Annotated in this window: 22 protein-coding genes; 6 read left to right on the forward strand and 16 right to left on the reverse strand. The window is 27.7% G+C overall.

The annotated features are described in order from the left end of the window. A complete protein-coding gene (locus tag ACOMC1_RS02585; protein ID WP_420331081.1) occupies positions 1-618 on the reverse strand; it encodes a hypothetical protein in 618 nt (205 codons plus the stop codon). A gap of 206 nt (positions 619-824) precedes the next feature. Here ACOMC1_RS02585 and ACOMC1_RS02590 point away from each other — a divergent pair, with 206 nt between their 5' ends. Next, positions 825-1571: a hypothetical protein gene (locus ACOMC1_RS02590; RefSeq protein ID WP_420331082.1), complete on the forward strand. Its 747-nt coding sequence runs from the start codon at positions 825-827 to the stop codon at positions 1569-1571. Between the two features lie 46 nt (positions 1572-1617). Here the strand turns inward: ACOMC1_RS02590 and ACOMC1_RS02595 are convergent, their stop codons facing one another. From ACOMC1_RS02595 to ACOMC1_RS02605, 3 genes are all read right to left on the reverse strand, one after another. Beyond that, positions 1618-2136 (reverse strand): hypothetical protein, encoded by a 519-nt coding sequence (locus ACOMC1_RS02595; RefSeq protein WP_420331083.1) that lies wholly within the window; start codon positions 2134-2136, stop codon positions 1618-1620. A gap of 339 nt (positions 2137-2475) precedes the next feature. Then, entirely contained in the window at positions 2476-3603 is a 1128-nt protein-coding gene (locus ACOMC1_RS02600; RefSeq protein ID WP_420331084.1) for a hypothetical protein, read from the reverse strand. Continuing rightward, complete coding sequence (locus ACOMC1_RS02605) at positions 3596-5782, reverse strand: hypothetical protein (RefSeq protein ID WP_420331085.1); 2187 nt, start codon at positions 5780-5782, stop codon at positions 3596-3598. Before ACOMC1_RS02605 ends, ACOMC1_RS02600 begins: the two co-directional genes overlap by 8 nt. A 249-nt stretch (positions 5783-6031) precedes the next feature. Here ACOMC1_RS02605 and ACOMC1_RS02610 point away from each other — a divergent pair, with 249 nt between their 5' ends. After that, on the forward strand, positions 6032-6361 hold the full coding sequence (locus tag ACOMC1_RS02610; protein ID WP_420331086.1) for a hypothetical protein: 330 nt from the start codon (positions 6032-6034) through the stop codon (positions 6359-6361). A 43-nt stretch (positions 6362-6404) separates the two neighbouring features. On the opposite strand, the gene ACOMC1_RS02615 is transcribed toward ACOMC1_RS02610, so the two are convergent. From ACOMC1_RS02615 to ACOMC1_RS02625, 3 genes are all read right to left on the reverse strand, one after another. Further along, on the reverse strand, positions 6405-7031 hold the full coding sequence (locus ACOMC1_RS02615; protein WP_420331087.1) for a hypothetical protein: 627 nt from the start codon (positions 7029-7031) through the stop codon (positions 6405-6407). 109 nt (positions 7032-7140) lie between these two features. Continuing rightward, positions 7141-7989: an AbiH family protein gene (locus tag ACOMC1_RS02620; protein ID WP_420331088.1), complete on the reverse strand. Its 849-nt coding sequence runs from the start codon at positions 7987-7989 to the stop codon at positions 7141-7143. A 9-nt stretch (positions 7990-7998) separates the two neighbouring features. Next, on the reverse strand, positions 7999-11295 hold the full coding sequence (locus ACOMC1_RS02625) for a hypothetical protein (protein ID WP_420331089.1): 3297 nt from the start codon (positions 11293-11295) through the stop codon (positions 7999-8001). A gap of 578 nt (positions 11296-11873) precedes the next feature. Here ACOMC1_RS02625 and ACOMC1_RS02630 point away from each other — a divergent pair. Next, entirely contained in the window at positions 11874-12692 is an 819-nt protein-coding gene (locus ACOMC1_RS02630) for an Abi family protein (RefSeq protein ID WP_420331090.1), read from the forward strand. Here the strand turns inward: ACOMC1_RS02630 and ACOMC1_RS02635 are convergent, their stop codons facing one another. Beyond that, positions 12693-13346, reverse strand: a complete 654-nt coding sequence (locus ACOMC1_RS02635; RefSeq protein WP_420331091.1) for a hypothetical protein — start codon at positions 13344-13346, stop codon at positions 12693-12695. A 461-nt stretch (positions 13347-13807) separates the two neighbouring features. Between ACOMC1_RS02635 and ACOMC1_RS02640 the strand changes: the two genes are divergently transcribed. After that, positions 13808-14011, forward strand: coding sequence for a hypothetical protein (locus ACOMC1_RS02640; RefSeq protein WP_420331092.1), 204 nt, complete (start codon positions 13808-13810; stop codon positions 14009-14011). A 54-nt stretch (positions 14012-14065) separates the two neighbouring features. Here ACOMC1_RS02640 and ACOMC1_RS02645 read toward each other — a convergent pair whose 3' ends face one another. From ACOMC1_RS02645 to ACOMC1_RS02660, 4 genes are all read right to left on the reverse strand, one after another. Continuing rightward, the gene (locus ACOMC1_RS02645) at positions 14066-15238 is read right to left on the reverse strand and encodes a DUF4238 domain-containing protein (RefSeq protein ID WP_420331093.1); all 1173 of its coding nucleotides are present in this window, start codon (positions 15236-15238) and stop codon (positions 14066-14068) included. Between the two features lie 108 nt (positions 15239-15346). Further along, complete coding sequence (locus ACOMC1_RS02650) at positions 15347-16513, reverse strand: MAG4270 family putative restriction endonuclease (RefSeq protein WP_420331094.1); 1167 nt, start codon at positions 16511-16513, stop codon at positions 15347-15349. A 35-nt stretch (positions 16514-16548) separates the two neighbouring features. Beyond that, positions 16549-17790, reverse strand: a complete 1242-nt coding sequence (dcm, locus tag ACOMC1_RS02655; RefSeq protein WP_420331095.1) for a DNA (cytosine-5-)-methyltransferase — start codon at positions 17788-17790, stop codon at positions 16549-16551. 36 nt (positions 17791-17826) lie between these two features. Beyond that, a complete protein-coding gene (locus ACOMC1_RS02660; RefSeq protein ID WP_420331096.1) occupies positions 17827-18666 on the reverse strand; it encodes a hypothetical protein in 840 nt (279 codons plus the stop codon). Between the two features lie 87 nt (positions 18667-18753). On the opposite strand from ACOMC1_RS02660, the gene ACOMC1_RS02665 reads away from it, so the two are divergent. Further along, positions 18754-19821 carry an HNH endonuclease gene (locus tag ACOMC1_RS02665; RefSeq protein ID WP_420331097.1) on the forward strand — a complete coding sequence of 356 codons (1068 nt, stop codon included), beginning with the start codon at positions 18754-18756 and terminating at the stop codon, positions 19819-19821. Between the two features lie 109 nt (positions 19822-19930). Then, positions 19931-20185, forward strand: coding sequence for a hypothetical protein (locus tag ACOMC1_RS02670; RefSeq protein ID WP_420331098.1), 255 nt, complete (start codon positions 19931-19933; stop codon positions 20183-20185). 15 nt (positions 20186-20200) lie between these two features. On the opposite strand, the gene ACOMC1_RS02675 is transcribed toward ACOMC1_RS02670, so the two are convergent. The 4 genes from ACOMC1_RS02675 to ACOMC1_RS02690 all read right to left on the reverse strand — a co-directional run bounded on the left by ACOMC1_RS02675 (position 20201) and on the right by ACOMC1_RS02690 (position 25371). Further along, on the reverse strand, positions 20201-20932 hold the full coding sequence (locus tag ACOMC1_RS02675; RefSeq protein ID WP_420331099.1) for a tyrosine-type recombinase/integrase: 732 nt from the start codon (positions 20930-20932) through the stop codon (positions 20201-20203). A 39-nt stretch (positions 20933-20971) separates the two neighbouring features. Further along, on the reverse strand, positions 20972-22099 hold the full coding sequence (locus tag ACOMC1_RS02680) for an MAG4270 family putative restriction endonuclease (RefSeq protein ID WP_420331100.1): 1128 nt from the start codon (positions 22097-22099) through the stop codon (positions 20972-20974). Further along, a complete protein-coding gene (locus ACOMC1_RS02685) occupies positions 22099-23274 on the reverse strand; it encodes a DNA cytosine methyltransferase (RefSeq protein ID WP_420331101.1) in 1176 nt (391 codons plus the stop codon). The genes ACOMC1_RS02680 and ACOMC1_RS02685 overlap by 1 nt, the downstream gene beginning before the upstream one ends. 102 nt (positions 23275-23376) lie before the next feature. Further along, complete coding sequence (locus ACOMC1_RS02690) at positions 23377-25371, reverse strand: GmrSD restriction endonuclease domain-containing protein (protein WP_420331102.1); 1995 nt, start codon at positions 25369-25371, stop codon at positions 23377-23379. Positions 25372-25464 lie beyond the last annotated feature (93 nt).

The raw sequence follows: 25464 nt of genomic DNA on the forward strand, positions 1-25464 counted from the left end.
TTACTTGGTTGTATTTTTTTTAAGAAAATCAGAATATTTTTTAGAAGCTACTTTATAAGTTTCTTTTTTAATCCCCAGCGGTTTTAATTCTTCATAAAATTCATTAAATGAATCAGGATTACTCATTATTATTTTGGCTTCTTCTAAAACTTCTGGACCCGACATCTCGGTTGCTGCATTTATGATAAAGTCAGAAATGGTTTTAATGTGATCACGTTTAAATGAAGCTCAATGTTCAATAAATATATCCATTAAGTTTAAACTTAATATTAATGGCGAATTAAATTGATGTTTATTAGTTCAATATGTTTTATTGTTAATTAATTTTAAATTAGGAATAGTCTTTCTCATTCTTCATTCACTAGATTGTTCATAATTATTTTCATAAGATAATAATATTCCATTTAATTTAAATTTAAGGCTTAGCGGTAATAATGCTGTTTTCCCACCTTCTTTTTCCATTGAAAGATAAGTCTTCATCTTATGCTTTTTGGATAGTCTCATTGCCTTTTTCAACATGAATGTAATTCCATTCATTTTTATTCAAAAATCCCCTTTATTCAATAATTCTACTCAGTCTTCAGTTTCTGGGTTGTATCCATATATAATTGCTCTCATAAAAATATTATACCTTCATATAGACTTGGAAGGTTCCTTGGTATTTGGAAATCCGAAAGGTAGTAAGTTATTTTGTTCTATTTTGTAAACATTACACAATTAAACCATTCACTTAAAATTGTCCTATACCTTTGTAATTAACATTTAATTTATTTGCATACACTATAATTTATTACGATAAATAAAAATTAAAGTAAGGGGTGAATATGAAATTTAAAAAGGCGTTAGTCAATTTGGGGGTTGCCACAGTAGCGACAACACTTCCTCTTGTTGCAATAGTTTCTTGTGGTAAAGAAACTTCAAAAGCAAAAACTTCAAAAAATAAAGCCACAGAGAAGCCAAGTAAACCTTCAATAAAGATAAAACATACAAATAATAAAGATTTCCCATATGATGTGTGACAAACAAAGTATTGAAAAACATTACCAAAGGAATTTGATTTCTCTAAAATTAAAAGAATACCTAGTGAAGCCTTTTATAATTTAGAATATTTACCAGATGATGTAGATTTTTCAAACGTTGAAATTATTAGTTCTCGTGCGTTCTTTCGTTTAAAAGAATTACCTGAAAATATTGTTTTCTCAAGCGTTAAAGAAATATTACCAAAGGCGTTTAGGTTATTAAAAAGATTGCCAGAAAATATAGATTTTTCAAGTGTTGAAATAATCTACACAGCTGCGTTTAGGGACTTAGAAAAATTTCCTAAAAACATAGATTTTTCAAACGTATACTTTTTATATCCTGCCGTATTTCCAGAAATTAAGGAATTACCAGAAGGGTTCAACCTTTCTAAATTAAGATTACTAAATAAGAATTACAATATGATTGCGTTCCCGAGTGTTACGAAATTACCAAAAGGTTTTAAAATAAATCCAGAAGCCAGTTATAAAGAAATTAGAATATTATTCATAGATAAGTTAATGCAACAGATTAAACCATTAATCAAAGAATAATTCTTAAAAAACACCCACATTTATGTCGGTGTTTTTAATATTAATTTTATTCTTCTTTTGGTGTTTTATCATTTTTGAATTCTTCAACCTTTGAATTCTCTTTTAAAAAATGCATTGATTTTTGGAGTGATAATACGTAAAACAATATAATCCCACCAACAACTATAAATACCATAATTCAAGATACCATTTTTACACCTGTACCACTATCGGTTAGGTGAGAGATATCACCTTCATGTGATGTAGCAATGAATAAAGAAAGTATAGTGAAGAATCCAATAGCACCAAGCAGAACATAAGCAACTATATATTGAATATTAAACTTATATTCCGGTTTCTCTGCGTAGACATTTGTTGCTTCAATTATAGTTAATATAAGCATAACTACTGAGCTTATCAGAAGAACTCAATTCATTAACCCCATTATTAATAACCACACATTGTTCATTGGAGCTCAAATGGTAACTGTATTAACCACGAGATAAAGAGATCCAATAACTATCAGTGATACGTAATATCACTTTAATCTTTTTAGTCTTTCTCCTAATGTTTTGATTGTATTCATCTTGCCACCCCCCCTTAAAAATATTATATTCTTTTATATTATAAATTTGAGGTGAGGGCTTCATTGTATTTTAATTAAAAAGAGTGATAGCAAATCAACATATGAAGAGTTTTAAACATGGTGGTTCTTATTGGATATAAATCGCTTAATACCATTTACAAGAAAGAGTGCTCATAATATGTTTTGATTGAAAATGAAAATTGCATATCATTATTGCAATGTTTTCTTTTATGAATCTTATTGATTGCAATCTGATTCTCTTTAGTATTTGGCTTTTTTTATTTCTGGGGTGAGTAGTCACACAAATAAAAAAAACGATGCATAATACATCGTTTTTTGCTAAGAACGCATATCAATAAAGTATTCCAATAATTGTTGTTCAATAACTTCTCATTGTTTTCAATTATCCATTATTATATCAATAATTTTCTTATCATAAGTCGGTTCAGACTTCGCAATAATCACTCTAATAGCCTGTTTGATTTTTGAGACCTCATCATCTGTAATAGAATATGAATTGCACAAGTCTTTTATTCTCACTATGTCATAACCAATATAGGAAGCATTGTTTTCTATGTTGGCAACAATCTGAAGCATCATATCATTAAATTTCTTTGGAAAGTTAAAAATGAAATTCAGAAGATTATCATCAAATTCCACTTCTTCACTAGTATAGAATTCAAAACTTTTAACCAATCGCTGTGCAACTTTCATTTCTTCTAAACATAATTTTATGAATTTTTTGTTTTTTGTTTTATTTGTTTTTATTCATTTTATATCCAAAGAAAGAACCTTACCAATTGAATTTTGTATAGAAGGGTTTAAATAAATTATGAATTCCCTTTCCTCAACTTTTGCGGATACGTATAATTCAATATAAAAATCAATATCAAATTCAAAATCTATCAACCTTAAATTCTTCTCTATATTTTTGTAATTATTAGCGTTAATTTTACCCTTAATGCCATTCAACACTTTTAAATTTAAGTTTTTCTCCAATTTTGAGAAATGTTCAATGGTTTTATCGTACAAACCTGGTTTTTGAAATAGAAATACAATCCAGTTGTTTTCATCATTCCCTTCTGATAAAGCTGTTCACATTCATGTCAAACTAGATAACACTAAAATGATCAAAAAGGGATACTGATTATTTGATTTTATCCATCCTAAAGAAATTATTATTGGAATCCCTATTGCAGAAGCATTTATCCCCAAATAAAAATACATCAATATAGAATAAAATATCCCTATACTACTCTTTCATGATTTATTAATTACTTTCTTCCTTAATCTTATTAAAGAAAATGTTGATATTAATGATGCAATAGAACCAACATAGAATATCAAGTTTTCTTCAACTTTGGCATTCACTAAATTTGCAAAAGCTGGAATTAAGAAGAGTGATGACGCTATAAACGCAAGAGATGTGAATGTTATGGTTCATATTAAGAAGTTTTTCCTACTCATCTTTACCCTCGAAATCAAACATTATTTTCAATTCACCATTTTTGATTTTATTGCTTTTTATAATTTGTATCTCTTTGTTGTTCACAGTTATTTCATTGTCGTAATAATATGCATAATATAATGAGAAATTATCATAAACAATTTCAAAAACCGTTGAGAGATTTTCTATTATCTTTCAAAAAACATTGTTCTCTCAAGCTTTTTTAGCCTCTAATTCTACGAGTTGAATTTCATCATCATTAGTCAATATTCTTCTTATGGTGTCATCATCATTTAAAACACCCTCAGTTATAGTATCTCTACGCATATTGTTGATGTGCGATTTCAATAGATATATCTTGATTTTCCTGTTTCTCAACTTTTCAATAAAATCATACACTTCCACTATTGGCTTGTTTTTAATGTAAGCAAGAAGTTCAATTAAATTGATTAGATATTTCTTTCCACTTATTAATTTAACGGCTTCGGAATCTACCGAAATTTTAATTTGATGAATAAACTTTCAAACGGTGGTGTTATATGTATGAAGGTATTCAAAAGGAAATGCCGAATCAAGTTTTGAAATATCAATTTTAGGTTGGGTTTTGTTTATGTCTAGAACTGTTTGCTTGAATGAATTCAAGTTTGTATCTTTTTTTATTAATTTCACTGCTGATTTCGCCATATTGGCGCTAATTACACTCATAAATTTTTTACTTTTATCATCATGGATAAATTTATTATTCATGTATCTTTCAAAAATAACAAATCTTAAAAATGCGAGCGCTTCTTCTGTTTCAAACATTGAAATTATGTCACTTAGCTTTAGTTCCGTCTTCTTAATTTTTGATTTCTCAAGTTCTATTATTCCTCGCTCTGCTTTAAATAAAGAATTCACCTTAAAAATAGTTCAAGATAATTGATCAATATACTTCAATATTTCTCTATTGCTTCTTTTAGTTTTTAGTGTGTCGTATAACATTTTATAACTATAATCAGGTAAATTATGTTTATTTGATATCTTGATATTCATTTCATATTCATCTTTTTTTATTAATTCGTAAGAAATTATGTGATCTCAAATTTTTCTTTCTAGAGGTGTTAAAATTATGTTATCCTTCATAAATATTGAACACATAAATGAAGTAAAGGCACTCAATAATATGGTATCTCCCAAGAATGCAGCGATAATATAATTAATTAAAGAAGAATCAAAGATTTTCTCCCTAAATGTTTCATATAATCTTATAAAAAGTTTGGCAAATAGAACCTTGTTTGTTTGACTTTGTGCAAGTGTTAATTTAACAACAACGGATGATCAAACAATCGCAGTAGCATTGCCTAAGTTATATTTTGAAAACTGTATATCGTTGAATTTTTGCAAAAATATAGATGAAGATATTTTTCCTTTAACAAACTCTATTCCGAGATAAACAGGCTCATTATTATAACTCATCTCTTCTTTTGTGTATGTTGAAATTAAAACATCTAAAAATCACAATAAATCTGGGTAAAATAATTTTCCGGTTTCTGGCTCCTCCATATTTTTTATTAAAAAATCTTGGACAGATTCTAAAACATCAATCTCATGCTTTTTCAAATATTTATATTTTAAAATATTCGAAGTAAAAAAATCAATATTATGAGGTACTAAAAGAATTAATTCGATATGCTCTAAAAATTTTGTTGAAGAGTCATAATTCATTGAGATATTTCTTTTGTCTAAGTATAAAAGCAATTTCTTTGCTGGAGTATTTTCCCATTCTTCATTTTTAAAAAACGCTCTTAGTTTTTCAGCAAAGCCTAAATTAAATAAACTTACAAGGTGAATTGAGATAAATATAAAATCAAAATATGAATCATTTTCTAGCGTTGCTCTTTCTATCATCCTCTTAGCTTCATTAACTAATTCGGTTCCCATGTATTCCCCATTAGGTTCCGTCATAAATTTATGAAATTCATTTAAATTAGACTTGGAAGATAATCTGTCCATTAAAACATTATTTTTTGATAAAGCAAATGATAATTGCCTTATATTATTTTCTTGTTCCTCTTTTTTAAAAATAATTTCCATTATGACACTTTGAGTGATTTCCATGTATTTTTTATCATTGTCACTCATCGATGGGTTTTGTTTTTTTATTTTCATTATTTCTTTTTTAAGTTTTTTATGTATTTGTTTATATACTTTTAATTTCATATATTGATTATACATTTTATATATACTTTTGCATTTTATACCAAACTTTTCTATGTGCTATTAGTGGATATTTAATTACTTCGTGTTTGCATTTTATGCAATTCAAAAAGTTAAACCTCTAATTAAAATACTTATTCAATATTTATTGCTGGTTGTTTTTATGTAACCATATTACTAAATTTCACGCCAGCAAACTTGATACAACAACCCTCATTGGACTTATACCTTCAAAAGTTTTATAATTTATATATGAGCGAACAAATAACAAATTTTAGAAATCTAACAAAAATCTTTCTTGGAGTTGAAATATTTCTATTAATTCTTTTTCAAGTTATGATGATTGTTTTCATAACAAAGGTTTTCCCAGGAGTTAAAGTTTGAATTGGGATAGCTATTGGGGTTGTAGGTGTATATGTTTTTGGGTGGGGTATATTTACTTGCTCTATGTTATTAAGAAAAGTCAAAGATGAAAACTTTGACAGAAAGATAATTAAGCATGTCAATATAATTGTTTGAATATCATTAAATAGATCTATGTGATATTTAGCACTTAAACTTAAGAAAATAAAACAAGGTTAGTCCCTTGTTTTATTTTTCGTGTATAGTTTTATAAATGAATTTACTATGAATTTTCTTCTATCATTTTGTCTAAAAAATCAAAGTATTCTTTAGATGCTTTTCTATACGTTCCTTTTTTAATCCCTAATGGTTTTAATTCTTCATAGAATTCGTTGAAGATATCACGATCCTCCATTATTCATTGTGCTTCATAAAAAACTCTTTCATCATCAATTTCAGAAACTGCATTCATAACAAAGTCAACGGTTGTTTTAATATGTTGATGATCAAATGAATCCCAATGTTCAATAAAAATATCCATTGCATTAAGACTTAATATTGTTGGCGGAAAGAATTGATAATGTTTTGTTCAATATCTTTGTTCATCACCAAACAATATTAATTCAGGTATTGTTTTCCTTATTCTTCATTCACTCGCTTGTTCATAATCACTGCTATGAGTGACAAATGATAAATTATATGTAGTTTTAAAGTTTAAAGGCAGTATTGCGACCGTTCCGCTCTTCCTTTGTAAAGAAAGATAAGTCCTCACCTTATGTTTCTTAGATAACCTTATTGCACGTTTTACCATGAATGGCATTCCATTCATAAAAGCTCAGAAACCACCCTTATTTAAAAGTTCTACTCATTCCTTGGTTTCTATATCATGTCCATATATTATTGCTCTCATATGAGTTATTATACATTTTGTTATTAAAACCACATTAGCTTTTGTTTTATCCTTATAACATCCTTGATTTAAGGATGAGAAAACACCACACATTATTGTGTTGGTGTTTTTAAAAATCATCATCCCATTCGTCAATGTTCTTAAAATTAGCCTTAGGGAATTGATTTTTAACTCTTTGAAATAATTCTTGTGTTTTACCATCATCTTTGAAATAAAAATCAACATCAATATTCGAATCAAACAAATCAAAGTATTGCAAATCTTGTTCACCAAATGAGAATCCAAAAAAAATTAATTTTGTTGGTTTATTGATTATTAAATGCTTCTTCAGACGATCCTTAGAAACTCTTGGGTGCTTACTTAATTGATTAAATATATATTTTGCATCTGGGTAATCATTGCCATAATCAGAAACTTTAAGTTTGGTCCATATATTCTCCAACATACGTTCTTTACTATGTCCAAATTGTAATGTGCCCCCATACGAAATGCTTTCGTGAATGTGGCAGACATTATTATTGACGCCATAAATATAATCGGTGTAGTTAAAGTTTATAATTTGTTTATTAGTTCTGACCTTCTTTGGTTTCTTTGTTTTTAAGACTCATTCAATTCACTCTCTCATAAGTCTCGGAAGCGTAATTCCATCAATCATTTTATCTGCAACATAATTATGAACCACATAACTTTTATCACTATCATCACGCCATTCCTCTCCATAGCCATCTGAATTGTATTCATAAGATTCAATCTCATCATCTATTTCTTGAGAGATTATATTGTAAGAGTTTGCAGCTTTATTTTCAAAGTCACTTCAAAGCCCATCTAATTTAAATAATCTAGTGATATTTTCGTAATCTTTGAAATGATTTTTTTTAACTCAATATGCAAAATCGCTATACCTTGTGGGCAAACCTTTATATAAGTCGTATCCATTTCCTAATATATATAAAATCATGTTTAATTATTAAAAATATACAACTTTGAATCCATGAGATGCAGAAACAGTTTCAACTTTTTGTTTTCGTTCAGGTGTAATTGTTTCTGTTTTGAATACCAATAAGAATTTCACTGGATTTATTAATTTAGATGAGTTATAACTTGCAAGTTGTTCCCCCAGTTTTTTGGGATTTAAATATGGAGAAGTTGTTTTTAATTCAGCGAAGATAAATTTATTGTTTCTAGTTGCAATAAAGTCAATTCTTTTCCTTACTTTGTGGTGAATATATGGATTTGATTCACCTTGATATAAAATCGAATGTTCTCTCATTAGAATATCAGGAAGTTTTTTATTAATCTCTTTATGGATTTCCGTTTCAGTGACCTTATCTTCTCGATTTTTAACTTCTTTAAAAATTCCATCAATCAATGGTAAGACTTCTTTTTCGAAAAGATTTGAAAACTCAATAATATTTAAATCATCATTTTGGTGTCTATAAAATTCAGAGATATTGAAGATTTTATTATTGTTGGTATTCATTAACTCCCCAGAAAATTCTAGTCAAGCTTCATCTATATCGTCATGTTCTTCTTTTGCGGTGTGTAATTTTAATTCTTTAACAATTTCTTTTGCGTTAATATCGGAATCTAATAATTCCAAGGAATTAATATGTCTAATAAATTCATAAAAGGCAGTTCTTTGACCCTTATCTTTTGCTTTATAAAATTTATCGACAAATAATTCTGCATATCATTTTACAAGATTAACTTTTTTTATCAATATTAATAATTTTAACGTTCCTGTTGTTAACATAGAACCAAAAACAAAATTATCATATCACTGTATAGTCCTAACACCAGAGTAATAGTTCTTTGGGAAATCTTTAAAAATATTTTCCAATAATTCCTCGATCATTTTTTTGATTTTAGCTTTAGTTATTTTCCCTTTCCCCCTTAGATATTCATTCAATGGAAATTCATTGATATATTCATTGATATTTTTTGTTTCATCAATAAAACTATCCAAAATTTTTGGAACACCACTTATATTTCTATTGGCATAAAAAATCTCGAAATACATCCTTCTGTTGGAATTTTTATTATCCCCCAGAATTTTTAAAGCTTCTTCTTTATCTTCATTAGACATCTTTCTAATAATTTCATCTATATATGGGTTTAAAAGGAATAAGACGCCAAGTGAACTTAATTGTTTAAAATTTTTAATATTAATATAAAAATCAATTATCTTTCGTTCAATTGTTTTCCAACTATATTTCTTGTATCAAGAGAATTCTCTCCCCTCAAGACTAGAACCTCTATTAATTCTCAATAATAGGGAAGCTGGTATGTCTTCTATTTTTATATCAACGAAATTAGAAGCTATTTCATAGAAATAATTTAAAAATCTTTTTGACCCAAAGTGAACTTGTTCTTTTTTGAAATAATTATTTATTTTTTTATTTTCAACATGAATAAAATTATATTCACACCCTTTCTCGATCACTTCTATTTCTTTAATTCTTGCAGTATTTAAAATACTATAATTTTTAAATTCATATTTCTTTATTGTAGAATCATCGAAAATCTCAATGTCCCTTTTGAATTCCTCGTATGATACCCTTATCTTTTCATTATTTCTAGCTTTAATTTCCCTTGTAGATATTCATTGAATATCCGGATATTTTCCATCAAATTCAAAAGGCAAACTTATGTTTTTGTACCTTGTTTTTGTACCTTCCAATGAAAGTTTTTTCCTGGGGATTAATTTTATAAATTTACCATTAACTTTTTTGGGGAAATCACCAAATAGCATAAATAAAAGCAATTGTCTATATTTACTATTTTCCAAACATCATTCAAAGAATTCGTTTCATTCTTTTTGGAATTTTTTATTATTTCAAATACTGAAAAAATCATAATTAGATATCAACTCTACTAATGTTTCATAATTTTTGAATACCACAAGGAATTCAATGGTGTCACTTATAGAGTCCAAAGAATTGCTTTTAGATTCGATTTCAACATCCTCTAATTTCATCATCCCTAATGCCATTCTGTGAAATTTTTGGTGGTCTTCATGTTTTACAAATTCTACATTAGAAATGAATTTGTGGTTATTCAATATTTCAGTTATAAGTTTCTTTGTTTTGAAATCCCTCAAAACAGATAAAGATACAATCGATCAACTTAAATAGAACTTCAGAAATTTAGCGAACAATATTTTATTCAATGTCCCATATTGAATAATTTCAATAAATTGTGAATGATTAATAGTTGAAAAAATCAATCCATCATTTTCGTATAGACTTATATCTTTGACAAAATCATTGTCATTTAAAGATTTAATTATTATAGAACTTATTAAATTTGTGAAATCATATGATGGTTCCGTTTTTATTCCATACCTTATTATATTTTGTAGTCTATTGGTTTCTAAAAGAAATATAAAGAAAAAATCATTTCTTGTCATTAATTCTCACGCTGTTCTTAAACCATCATTCATAGAAAGGATTATTTTAGCAGTTTCTTCAAGTGATAATTGAGACGCAAAGTTATTAAAATGACTTATAAAAGATCTTCTTTTGTGAGCAAATCTTTTTAGAAAAGGCGCACAAAAGAATGCAGGTATACTTTTATTTTCAAAATATATATCATCTTCAAAACGAACAAATAGTTTTTCGTTATTAAAAACATCAATAGTTATGTGTGTATTGTTGTTGATATTAAATTTTCTTATGAATTCTTTTGCATCTTCTATATGCATATTAATTTTCCCTGATGTTAATAATTTAAAGGAAAACATACTTAGAAAATCAAAAGTGTTTTCGTCTTTTATTTCTTTTCTAAAATATTCGTTCATGCCATCGTAATATTTTTCACCTTGAATCCCAAATGTTTGACTATACCTTGGATTTTCGTTATTGTGGTTTTTAAAATCAATTTTTATAAATACTTCATTATTTCTTGTTCAAACAGCTTCCGAACGAGAAAATATTATCATTTGTTTAAAATTGTTATTGCAAATATACTTTAGAATTTCCTTTGCTTTAAATAACGGAATTTCATCCAAGTTATCAATAATCATTTTATTTTGTATATCACTTAACCTTAGGGTTTGTGCTTTAGCAAATTTAAATCCTTCAAATTTTAATTCTTTGTGTCATCGTTGTGCAACATAGGATTTCCCCATTCCACCCGGCGCTTGAATGATATGGTTGTTTTCACTTTTTATTATTAATTTAATAATTTCCTTTTGTTCATATTCTTTGTTGTTATATCTATCTTGTATAGAATAAATTCTTTTGATCTCTTTTTTTGTTGTCATATCTGAATTATATTCCAATAAAACGAAAAACTTCGTATAGCTAATAACTAAATATTAATACATATTTAAGTTGTTTAAATTAAGACCTTAATTATATGCTTTTACCGTGAATGGCATTCCATTCATAAAAGCTCAGAAACCACCCTTATTTAAGAGTTCTGCTCATTCATTGGTTTCTATATCATGTCCATATATCATTGCTCTCATATGAGTTATTATACATTTCACTATTAAAACAAAACCAATTAAGGTTAGTAACTCAAAAATGAATAAAATTATTTCACTTATTTCGATGTCACTTTCAACTATTTCAATTATATGTTTAACTTGACTTAGAGGTCTGAATAAGAAAAAGGATGATAATTAATCCGCACGCCTAGCTCCAACTGGGTGTGTTTTTTTATATATTTTATTTACAAGATGATGCTAAAAAGCCATTAACAATTACCCCATCACAACAATTCCTCTTCACAATCACAACGATCTTATTTTTATACTTATGAGTACAATACTATCCATTTAATCTCGTCCTCATTAAATAGAAAATTTTGCTTGCAACTCCTTGTTATAATAAACATATGAAATTAACTGAAAAACAATATAAACAAGAGATTGAAAAAATGCAAAATAAAGGGTTAAAAATCAATGGATCTTGCATGAGTAATTACCATCTTTCGAATAAACATAGTTCAAGATATATTTTAATTATTGAATGATTAAAATCACGCAACCTTAGCACTTCTTGTGAATTTGTAGAACAATTATATAAAGCGGATGTAGTAATTAGGCGTCAACTATCAGAAATTCTGAAGCCAATAGAAATTCAATTTGGTTCGTGAATAAAATATTACTTTACTTTCAACAATATTGGGGTTAAGGAGTTGTTGAATAAAGAACCTTATGAAAAGAGTGCAGACTTTTCTATATACACCCACAAAAAAGGTAGTTTAAAATTTGTTCAAGATAAACTAAAGGGGAAGGAAAGCATTCCCATAAACGATATTATTGATAGAATGATGTTTGGTACCTTGGTGGGTTTAATTTGTTTATTGGATAAAAAACATATAGATATTATTTTTTCTGATAATGAATTTTCAATGACTAAAGAAGAATTCACAAACATATTGAATGAAATGGTTTATTTAAGAAATTATATTGCTCATAACGAAATTTTATTTTCAAACAAAAAACTATTTATAAACGAAAGAACTATAAGTTTGAAATCGATAATTATTTCATTAGATAAAATTACTTTAGGTTCTTACTCCCAAAAATTAGAAAAATATATTCTAAAATACCAAAAATATTCATATGAAGATTTATCAAAGAAAACCCCAATCGATAAACTGGAGTTTGATAAAATTTTCAAAAATATTATTTCTTATTTATTAGGATAATTATTTGATAATTGAGTTAACACTTTCCACAAATAATTGAGATGAAGATCTATGATTCAGATCTTCTTTTTCTATATCTCTATTTTCACACTTTCTTTTAAGATATTTTTGTTTGATTTTTTGTATTTCATCACGAGAAGCATCCCTGAATTTATCATAAGCTTTATTATAGTTAGATAAATCTTCTCATTTGAAATAATCTTCTCCTGTTTTATCAAGAGACTTCCCTCTTAATATCTGTTTTGAATCACCTTTTTTTCTTATGATTGCTAAATCGAAGAAGTGTTTTTGTTCGCCATCATCATCACACTTATTTACCGTTATAACTGAAGTCGATATTTTAGTCGTTCAATTTTCAGGGATGATATCCTTTAACATTGTGTTTAACTCATCTTTAAACTCTGGTTCCAAGTCTTTAGACGTTGGACTCAAGAATTCTAATTGAATGTCGGTATCGTATATCTCATTACCGTGTCTGAACACCATATTTCTCTTTGAACTTCCAACTAATCTTTGACTAAAGCCTTTTTTGTTATTTTCCTTTAATTTTTCATTCAGTTGTTTTAATATATCTCAAACTTCTCTTCTTTGATTCCTGGCTGTTTTTTTACCTACATATTTACATTTTATTTTTTTACATTTTTCGCATTCCATTTTTAGCTCCTTAAAGTTACAAATAATAAAAATACAAGGCAAAAAGCCTTGTATAAAAATTAGTTGTTGTTTGATCTTCCTTTTCCTGATTTGTTTCCAGTTTTTGATGGTTTATTCTCAGGATAATTTGGTGTATTGTTTTTCTCTTTTGACATTTTTTCTCCAATCACTTAAATTATTTACATATATGAATTATAGCACTCTTTTTTTAGAGTGCTAATTTATTTTATTTGAGACAAAGAAAAAATACCAATTCTATAACATGTGGTATTTTTAAATTATTAATCTAATTATAATTTTCCTCTTTTAACATTGATAGCTCTTCATGCCCCTGATATTGAACCACCCACAACTGTACCAGCGATTAGTGAAATGAATGTAAATAATATACCCATACCAATTGATGTTGGTGTAGAAGCGAATAATTGTGTTCTTAGTAATGTAAATTCAAAGATACCACCATGTTATTAGCTTGAATTTATGATTTTAGAGCAGCTAAGAGGCTTAAAAATTCAAACTTTAAGTCTTTACCTAAAGAATATACTTTAGAGCAAGGACACACCTTCTATGCCGCATTAAGATATATTGGTGTTATTCGTTTTATTATCAATAACTTCTTTATACTTATGAACTTAATAGTTATCTTTATAGCATTCTTAATTTAGGTAATAAAAAAAACACCACACATTATTGTGTTGGTGTTTTAAAATATTTGAATGCTATTGAAACTCCTCGGCTCGATATATCCCCTTTTTGATGATTTGTTCTTCGGCATCACGAATATCTTGCTCTTTTTGAAATATTAATATTTGATCTTTATTGTGAACCAACGCCATCGCATTACATATATCAGCTATTTTTGTTTTTTCTTTTAACACATCATAAATAAATGTGTCTTTTTTATCATAATAATAACCCGCTTCTATTGAGAAGAATATTTGATTGTGTTGTTGCGCTTCTTCAAATGTTTTTGGGTTTTGTTTACCGACATATTCCATTTGTTTTTGTTTAATAATTTCCATATTCTTATAAATTGTTTTATGCCTATATTTTGAAATATCATTTTCAAAGAATAAAGAATTCTCCGTAGGAATAACACCTCTAGTTATTATTGGATCGAAATAAAACATTAAACCAACATTTGGGGCAATTGGCATAAATGAATATTTATTACCACCATTAGTATTAAACTCGTTAAAATTCATCGATTCTTGAAGCATTAATTTCGGCTCGTCAAATTTAAATATAATTAATCTAGATTTCATTTTTTCTCAAACATTCATTTCCATTGATGATTTAAATGTTATATTTTGCTTTATATATTCTTCATATTCATATCTTGATAAATTTTTAAAATTATCTTGATTATTCAATCCTATGTTTTCAAAGTAATCCAATTGTATTCTTTTCATTGAACCCGTTGTATTAAATTCTTCAAAGTATTTGAGTATTACCGATATTTGTTCCTCTTGTATTTCTTTTGGTGTCCTTCCATCTTTTTTTATCATCTCATTAAAAAGTGAATCTCCATTTATATCCCTTATATTATTTCTTAATTTCCTTGTTCTAACACCAGAAAGAGAAGAGAACAATTTCAATGTAACTAACTCTTCCCTGGTTAATTCAATCTTTTCTTGAAAATTAACCTGTTGAGCAATCTTCCTAGTAACAGCTAAACCCCTATCTTCTAATAAATTCATCCCTTTTTCTATTTCCAAGGTGTGGAAATATTCTTCAACTATCGGTTGATTTGCATTACTTGTTTTGGTGATGTGAAACTCGCCACTTTCTGGTGTTAAATATTTTTTATATTTTATCTTTCCGTTAATAGCAAAATTCTTTGCAAATCCTTTTTGTAAGAAGTGATTGTATTTGTATCCATTGTTTTCCATATATAAATTATATCTTTGAATTTAATAATGGGATGATTGCATTTAAAAAATAGTTAATTTTTATGTCCCAAACTTAAAAAAACACCGCATATTATGTGGTGTTTTGATTTATTGCATTAAAATATATTTAACTCGTTCTTCATTCATTAAATTTTTCTTTATCTTGGCATTATTCACAATCCCGAAATTTTCTATAGTTGTTTGATCTGTAGCCATTTTAAATTCACCTTCTTTTGTTAAAGTAAGCATATTCTTATCCAATAAATAATGATAATTATGGGGAATTAAAATTATATTATTCATATCGTCAATCATGTCAATTAATTGATTTATGACTTCTAATGAATATTCTTTTTTTGAGAATTCCATCAACATTTGATATTTTATTTTTTTATAAGAGAGAATGTGTGCCGCATCCAATGTGTGTTTATTACTTTTAATATCAACCAAATCGGTTTCACCCTCATATTCCCTAATTATTCTAATCATTCTTGATGCGTTGATTCTTCTTTTGTCTAAGATAGTTATATATTTATCAATTACCTTATCGATTTGATTTGATTCTTCACCAATAAGAAGGACTTTTTCGCCTTCTAGTTCATACAACATATTGATCATTCTATCTTTAAAGAATTTAGAAAAGAATTCATCCATATATTCCACGAAATCTTTATATGTGTATTGAATTTCATCCAAGATTTCTCTTGAAGTCTTTTCTTTGCGTTCCTTAGCTTTTTTGTATTGGTTATCTTGGATTATTTGTAAAGCTAATGTTGGATCGTTTTTATATAAAAGAGAGAGCATTAATGAGAATCATGCATTTCTCCCATATTTTGTTGAAGTGTTCTTATTTCCAATCAATATTCTTTCGGCGGCTTTGCGGATTATAAATGATGGTTCTTCAGAAAGTATTTCATCATTAATAATGTCAAATGTTACACCTCCCCTTATCTTATTCCCATTGAATTTTATTATTTGCATTAAATCTAAAACACACAAATATTGCCTCATAGCGCCTCATGACACTATATTTTTTCTTGAAGAGGGAGTAACGTTCTTCTTTTGAATATTCATCGAAAAATATGGAGTGCCTTTATCGTTTACAAATTCTTCCTTAACCTCGATTGAATCAACCCTTCCTTGGAATCCCCTTATTTTTTCCTTAAATAAACCTAATACCACAAAAAAGGATGTGTCCATATCCCAAATCTTATATTCTTTATTGTCAATATATTTATCAAAATAATTTCTTCACGTCTCTTTATAATTTTCCATAAATTAATTATATAAAAAAATAATGGAATAATCCATTATCAAAATTTGTACATTTGATTAAAAATAGCAACTAAAACATTTACTGCAATTGAATTTCCAGCTTGTTGATATCTCTTTTCTTTTCTAATCTCCGCCTTAACCACACGATTGTATTCCTTTTCAGTGAATCCCATAATCATATACGCTTCTCTAGTTGTTAAAAAGCGATAATTAGCTTTTAATATTTTTCCGTCTTCAACAGGTCTATTATTACCGCCGATTATTGTTTGAGCCAACGGCACAACTCCAGCATTGGGGTGACGATCTTGTTTAGTTGTTATTGTTCTTGTATATTTGTGTTTTTCAAAATCTAAAAGATTTTTATTTAAATTGAACATTCTTTCTCTACTTGGTGTTCTATTTGGTTGGGCTTCTAACGCTTCATTTTTATAAACTTCATTTTTGTAGTTTGTTTTGAGCAATTGTTTTAGAGTTTTAGTTTCTACGATTGGTTCAGGGTCTTCCATATCCATGATTTCCCCGTATTTATTTGTTTTTCCTTGGTAGTTCAAAATAGATAAAGCATAAACCCTAACCCTTCCTTGTGGAAGCCCATAATTATATGAGTTTAAAACAAATGTTTTTGTTGAATACCCTAATTTTTTAAGTTCAGCTTGTCATTCATAATAGTCATGAATGTGCCTTTGAGAAATCATATTTTTAACGTTTTCTAATAGCAAGAATTTAGGTAAAGCATCTTTTTCATCCATTTGCTTAACTATTCTTTCAATCTCTCATAGTAATCCGGATCTTGACTCGGATTTTCTAGACATCCCCCTTATATCACCATGAAATCCACCAGCAACAGATAAATCTTGACATGGGAATGAATAAGTTAATAAATCAATTCCCGACGTTGCCTCCAATAAGCTTTCCCCTGTAATTTCCAATATAGACCCTAAATTATTAGAATTCTTTATTGATGAGTATAATTGTCTTTTCTTCTCATCAGAAAGATTCATAATCGCCTTAAATGTAGCAGGTGTTTTACCATCTTTAGAGAATGTAAATCTAACTAATTCCCTCTCTATTTTCTCCATAGAAGTTTTTTTATCAATTTTATTATTGTGATGCATCGCATTGTATGCAATATTGGCATCAACATCTCACTCCGAAGTTGCGACAACTTCGTATTCATACCCGAATTTATTCTTTAAAAACTCAAGCGCTGAGTGCTGAGCACCAATCCCCGCAAAAGTTTCAAATACCCTTAATTTTTTTTGTTTGTTATTTGTCATATGTAAAGTATAACAGAATATACAAAAAAGCGGCACTTATTCCACTTTTTTGTATTTATCAAGTTTCATTGTATGTGTTTTTTGTTCTCTATTACCATTGAAAGATGTTCTTTTGTTTTGTATTTGAGTAAGATTTTCATCATTTTTTATTTCATTTCATGTGTAAAAATAAGGTAAATTTTCGAATCAATAATGTGAATTACCATATTCTTTAAATGTAAATAATCTAACGATAAAACCATTTTCTTGAATCCCTCTATACATTTGATATTCACCAATATTCATTTTATCTACAAAACTTGAAATTCTCCTATTTTTCATTTCTAAGAATTCCACCCTATCTCCTACAATACCTATCGCATCCACATTGAGTGTAAAACCCTTTATATCAAAAGAAGACACGAATTCTTGTATTGATGTTTTTGCAATGTATTTCATTTGTTCTTGGTGAGTCATTTTTGAAATTAACTTTAAATTTTCTTCCAAATTGATTTCATTGATATTAGGAGTCGTTTTTTTATAACCTTTAAAATTAAATTTCTTATAAAATGGGATCAATTTTCCATTCTCCCTAATTGCTATCACGCCACTTTTTTCAACAATTTCATAGACAATAGCTATAGTCTTATAACTTGAAAAGGCTTTCACCAATTGTTCATGGACTCATTTTGGCAATTCTTCATTCGAATTAACAAACACCGTCCTTCTAAAATTATCATCACGATTCGTATGAACTCACAAGTCTTCGATTATATAGTCATATCTTGGACCAATCTTTCTTATTAACTCAACTTCCTTCATGCATCCCGAAAGTGTTGTTGTTTTTAACTTCGAAGCATAATTGTTAATAATTATTTTTTGTATTTTTTCTTCCATGAATACCCCTTTTTTAAATTATATCTTTATTATGGAAGGATATTCTAAAAATGCCAAATAATAATTAATATATTTTATAATCGATATATGTTAAATAAAAAAATAAAAGTTATTTGTGATTTTTTCAATATTAAATATAACGAGATTGCACACATTAAACCTGGCAACCCTTATGGTAAATTCATTGAAAAAATTGATATTCTTTTCAAGAAGAGTAACCACAAAATAATTAAGGCAAAGATGGCAGATGGTAAATTTGAATCCGACTATTTTAATCACAACTATAAAATCGGACGCAATCAAACATGATTTTATATTTATAATGGGCTATTTTTTCTCGGCCTAATCAAAGATCGTAATTATAAAAATGAAAAGATAGCCAAGGGCATCGAAGTTCTAGAGTTAACCAAATATAACTCTTTAAAATCTTATTTAAAATCTAACGAGGCAAAAGATAATATATTATTCAACTTCAAACAAGAGTCCATTTGATTTAAAAAAATTATTATTGGCTCCTTCTTTAACTTTTTTATTGATACAAACACACGTACCAATTGAATTAAGTTAGATCAACTTAAAAAATTCAAAGAAAAGAAATACAACACAAAATATAAGGGTGTATTCGAACACTTATATATGGTTGCAAAAAACACAGAAATCTCAATAACAGAAAACGACAAAGAAAAGCTAGAAAAGTTTATTAATAATCTTGCAACAAAATCAAAAAAAGAAATAAATGAAGCGCTTTCCAAAGAAAGTGATGAGGTTAGGATTATCGAAGGGCTAAGAAGAAAGTTCTCAAAAGATCTAAAACAAGAATTCGAAGATTATGAAAAATCAATGCTGAATGTTATTGATGAATATGCAAAAACATTTGATACCAACATAAAAATGACCAAAACTGATAAAGCACATATAATCCCTGTTTGGTATTTGGTTCAACAAAAACGTTGAGATGATATTGCAAATCCCAATAATGGTTTAATACTTGATCCAAATACACATAGATTGTTTGATAAGGATAAAAACACAACATTAAGAGGTAATAAGATTTATAATGATTATCATGAATTCATTATTGATGAAAAATTCTTGAATCCAGAAAGACGAGCCTTCATTAATGAATGGATAGAAAAAGAAGCCATTCTAAAATAGGAACACACAAAAGAAAGAAGGAAAAATGAAAGAAAGCATTTGAGTTATTAGTATAGGAGTTGCAATTATTGCTTGCACAATTATTTGTATATCAACCCATTTAAATGAAATGAAAAAAGTCAAAAAATATAATCCAAATAAAATAGCTACAAAGGAAGGAAGTATCTTCCCTTTGAACGATAATATTATTTCTTATAAATTCTTCAAAAAAGATATCTCAAAACCAGACAATCAAGGAATCCAAAGATTTGCATCACAATGAGAATATTTTGTTGAAATACAATTTATCCCTGCGACAAAGAAAGAAAAAGTGAAGATATATGAAATAACATCTTATGAATACGATCTACACACAAAAAGATAGCCGAGCTATCTTTTTTTAAAATATCTTATAAATCTCCACGTCTTCACTGTTTCTTTTTATATAACCAACAGTAGTTTCAATATTACTATGACCCATCGAAAGTGATATATCATAGATATTAACACCTTTTTCAAAACAATACTTTGCATATCCCCTTCTAAACATATGGGGAGAAAGCTTTCTAGTCTTATCTAAGAGATTTATCTTGTTATATAAGTTCTTATACCCAAAAGGGAAAAGAACTTCCTGAGAAACGCTTAAATACTCCTTTAGCTCTTCAAGCAATCATTCAGATATCATTACTTTTCTTTGTCTTCTACCTTTTCCAAATATATGGAGTTCATTATTCTTTATATCTTCTTTCTTAAGATTTAATAATTCAGAAGATCTAATACCAGTTTCAAAAAGTAACCTTACAATAATTCTCTTTTGAAATCCCATCCTAGTCTTCCTATTGATATTACTTATATATTCCTTATATTCTTCAAATGAAACAAAGTCCTTGACTAGGACTTCTTTCCTAGGTAACTCTATTTCTTTATACCTCTCGTCTTTAAGAAACTTATAATAACTTTTGATGGCTGATATCATAAGCCTCTTTGTGTTTATTGAAATATTCTCACTTGCTAGTAACATGCTTTTATAATCTAATTTATACCTTTCTAATAACTCAGCATATTTTATATATATTTCAATCGTTCTGTATGAATAGTTCTTTATTTTTTCTAAAAATTTTTTATATGTCATATTTAAATAATAAAAAAGACCGTCTGGTCTTTATGTTTTTTATATTTGAGAATTATTATTTCTTTCTTCAATATATTGTTGTCTTTTCTCTGTTCAGAAGAATTCATCAATATGTTTAAATTGCTCTTCTGCATATTTATCAATGAAACGTTGACCTTCATCATTTAATGCGATCATTTCGCCATTCAAGTCATAAGATATATTATTTCTATCGAATTGTCTGTGTATAGACTCTATTAGTGGAATAAAATTTTGTGGATCTTCAATCATCTTAACCATTCTTTCATAACCCTTATCCAACATTAACGCTTCAACTATTCTTAACTTTATTTTGTGGACATCAATAATATGAGCCTTTTGGAATTGTGATTTTTCTTCTAAACCAAATGGTAAATCCAAAACATATTTATCAATATTCTTGCTGTATCTATTTCTTGCTTTAGCAACAATATCATTAGCTTTATCAACGAAATTGTTGTACTTTTTATAATATTCTTTAATGTTTTTTAAATAAACTTTAAACTCTTTTGAATTCTTTTCTGATTGCATATATTTAAATGCGGCGTGCAATTCATTGTTTAAATTAGCAAATTCTTCCAAGGATATTTCCTCGGCGTTCATGGAGTGCATATCAAATAAGTTCTTTTCTGACTCTCGATGATTCTTTCTTAATTTCAGATCATCAAGCAATATTACAAAATTTTCAAAGCCAACAGTACTCCCTTTTGTATCAATTATAAGTTCAGCTGCACCAGGGTTTGAAGCTTCACCTCTTGGGTTGCTCCCCTTTATAAATGTGACTAGATTTTTAATGGAACCTGAATATTTAGTCCTATCATTAAGAAATTCATTTAAAGTTTCCAATTCCTTTTCATTTAGTTTATGAAGTTCTGTTTTTCGAGTTCTAAATGGACGCCTTATTTGATTAAAGGGATTTTCTACTTCATTTAAAAAAGCTTTTCTATCTAGATACATCTTTTCTTTTTCACGGAATCATCTTTCAGTAGTCATTGCATCAAAATCAACATAAGTAAAATTAACTCTTCAATCAAATACGATACCCTTATCATTTGAAACTATATCCAGAACACCTTTGAATCTAGCTGCTTTCGTTGTATCAAAATCCCTTCTAATAATAGGAATCGAAACTTTTTTCATTTTTAACATTATTCATTCGCCTCAAAATTATCATTAATATTTTTCATAATTCCTCTAAGAACTTCAACGGAAATTGAATTACCGCATGTGTAAATCATTTTTGCTTCATTCAAGTAATTTAGTTGGTTAACTTTTGCATAATCAGATTTTTTAAATCCCATATATGCATAAGCTTCTTCTGCACCAATTTTTCTAATCTTTCCATTGTATTCAAATTTAATCCTTGAATTAGCACCTGAAGCAGTTAGTGTTGGCCCCGTGAAATTAGAATCATAAACATACGCTTCTGAATTAAATGTTGAATAGTTAATTAATTTAGCTTTATTTATATTTGATTTAGTTCATTTGTATTCAGTTAAATCAAATTTATCTAAAGCTGGTAAGAAATCCTTTTTAGTTGGTTCATCATTTAAGATTTTATTGATTGATTTAGGTTTCTTATTCCCAACTGGAAGTTCAACCTTCTCATTTAATGTTGAAATCATGAATGCTCTTCTTCTTGCTTGTGAAGAACCAAAGTCTCCAGCATTTAAAATTCTTAAATCATTTTTATACCCTAACGATTCAAGTTTCATCATTCATTCATCTAACTCTTCAGCATTTACTTTATGAGTTAAAGCAACAACATTCTCCATAAGAAGATATTTTGGTAAATCTTCTTTTTTAGAAGTGTCTAATGCTTTCTCAATTTCTCATAATAATCCTGAACGAGTTTGAGAATCTCTACCCATCCCTTTTTGTTTACCTTGTTGAGATAAATCTTGACAAGGGAAAGAATAAGTTAATAGATCTATATCTGAAAGACCTCTTTCAAATAAAGTTCTTACATCAAAGATATTCCCCTCTTTTTCAGACATCTTTACAGCTGTATAAACTATTCTTACTTCATCTAAGTGTTTCTTGTATCAAAAACCTTTCTTTACCGGTTCTTTTGAATTCATAGAAAGTGTTTTTGATTCTAGATAATCAATCATTGTCTGTAATTCGATTTTATGATCAATCTTATTTAATTTAAACCCATTATGTATTGCTTGATATGAAACTATAGCAGGGATATATCACTCTGCCATACCCGATATTTCATATTTAATTTTTTCATCTCTTAAAGCTTTTCTTTGAGCACCAATACCTGCAAATGCTTCAAATACTCTTAATTTTGTTCCGTTAACCTTGGTTTTGTCCATTTTTTTAACCTCTTTTTCCTTGAAATTATACAATAATAGGTTTTTATAATCTATTTTTTAAGTTAAAAAAATTAACCTAACCAAGGTTATGTCCGTTTATTTCTATTTATTAACCAATTTAGCTATTTGTTCAGCTCTTTCTTTTCAAAAATTAATTAATGTTCTTTTGCGTGTGTTTTCTGATATTTCTTCCATATACTCATTATTGATTAACATATCTTTCAATGAATTATCTAAATCTGGATTTTTTGATTTATATTCAATGTAATATTCTTGCGGATACTTATTCTTAATGCTTTGATTTTCAGTCTCAAGAATTGGAGCGAGGTTAGCTAAAGAATTACCATAATCCATTTTTTCAACTTGAACACCCTCGAAATAAAGTGATTTTGGCACGATGTGATGGATGTTTATTTTTGCATTCTTGGTTGCAGTTGCAAAAACAGGAACTTGTTTATTGTTTTTTAAACTTCTTGCTTTGTTAAACAATTTATTTAAAATAAATAAGTATCTTGAAGAACCATCGTTATAAGTTAATTTGAAAATGTCTTCAAAAGTTACATCGTCAACTTCTCTATCCTTATTGATTTTTTTGTTTTTTAGAATATTATCAATATCAATTATATTATGTTTGACTCTTTGATCAGTTGAACTTGAATAGAAGTTTTGTAAGCAAATACTTCTTATATATTTTTCCAACATCTTTTGAACATCTGCATCAAATGGTTGGTTATTATTTTCATGATATGCATATGCTAGGATTCTCAATAAGTTTGATGAGGGTATTAATTCTGGTTTAAATCCCATTGAGTTAACCAAGAAGTCATCAGCCATCTTCATAGAGTTTAATGTGGCTTCTAAACTATCTAAATCTTGTTTTGAAACTTCGTATTTCATTATTTCTTTTGAGCTAACATTATTCTTATTGAAAACCAAATACATAGCCTTGGCCACAACTAAATAATCAGGTTTGTAATATGATTCTTCTAACCACCCTTTAATTATTCCTTCCAAATCTTTTTTGATTTCTCTACTTTGCCATTTTGCATGAACAATATCAAATAATGAAAGTCTTTTGCCTGTTGTATTCATTTCAGTAAATATATCAATTGCCGTATTTAATTCAGCATCTTTGACTAAAGTTATCCCAATGGGGGTAGATAGAAATTCTTCTCTTAAATTCTCAACTATATATGTAGCTTCATCTAATTCAATGCCATATTTCTTTTTTAGCGCCATGCTTTTGATGGAACCATCAAGAAGATCGCTAGCTAGAATGTAATTCATATCATATTTATCTAACGATTTAAACTCTGCATCAGCAAAAGAATAAATGATATCCTTAGTCTTTCTAATATTTTTTAGATTTACTAAGTTTGCAATTATACTAGTTGTTCTTTGTTGTCCATCAAGTATTCACTTGTAGACACCTGTTTCATTTTCTTTTGTTGTTTTATATTCCTCTACAATTTTATTTCTTTCTTCTAAAACTGATTTCCCAAAATTTTGTTCTTGCCAAACTGTGATAGAACCAAATGGGAAACCAGTATTCAAAGCATTTAGAAAACCGATAATTTGTTGTTTACTTCAAACAAACTTTCTTTGAAATAGAGGAACACTATAATTATTATTTTTAACGTCGTTTAGATATTGTTTCAATGTTGTGGTTTTGTATTTTACCTTCGCCTTCTTTGATGATTCAACAATCGATTCATTAATATCAACATCAATAGCATCAATATCAACGAAATTATTTTGTTTTGAAGGTTTTGTATTTTCCATGATAACCCTTTCCTTTTTCGCCAACTCTTTAAACTCATTATATTTTTTAAGCATCCCTCGCTCTCCGTACTTTTCAAGCGTTGTTTTAAAAAGAACACTTTTGCCAAAATTACTTGCAGATTTTAACTTACCTTTAAAATGAGAATCAATATTTAAAAGTTTAATCCTAAACGTACTTAAACAATTATCCCAAGTCCTATTTTGTTCTTTTTGAAATATTTTTAAGTTTTGAAAGTATCATTCATTATTAAGTTTGTAGCCATTTTCATTATGATATCCATAACAAATGATTAATTCATTTTCTGTTCATTTCATAAAACCCCCTTTTTTATTGCTTTATATTCTTATTGTCGCATAAAATAACATTTTAAGACTCTCCTTTTGTTTAATGTATTTTTAAATTAAAAA

It is taken from the genome of Mycoplasma todarodis (genome assembly GCF_965212735.1).
GTDB classification, from domain to species: Bacteria; Bacillota_I; Bacilli_A; order Mycoplasmatales; family Metamycoplasmataceae; genus Mycoplasma_K; species Mycoplasma_K todarodis_A.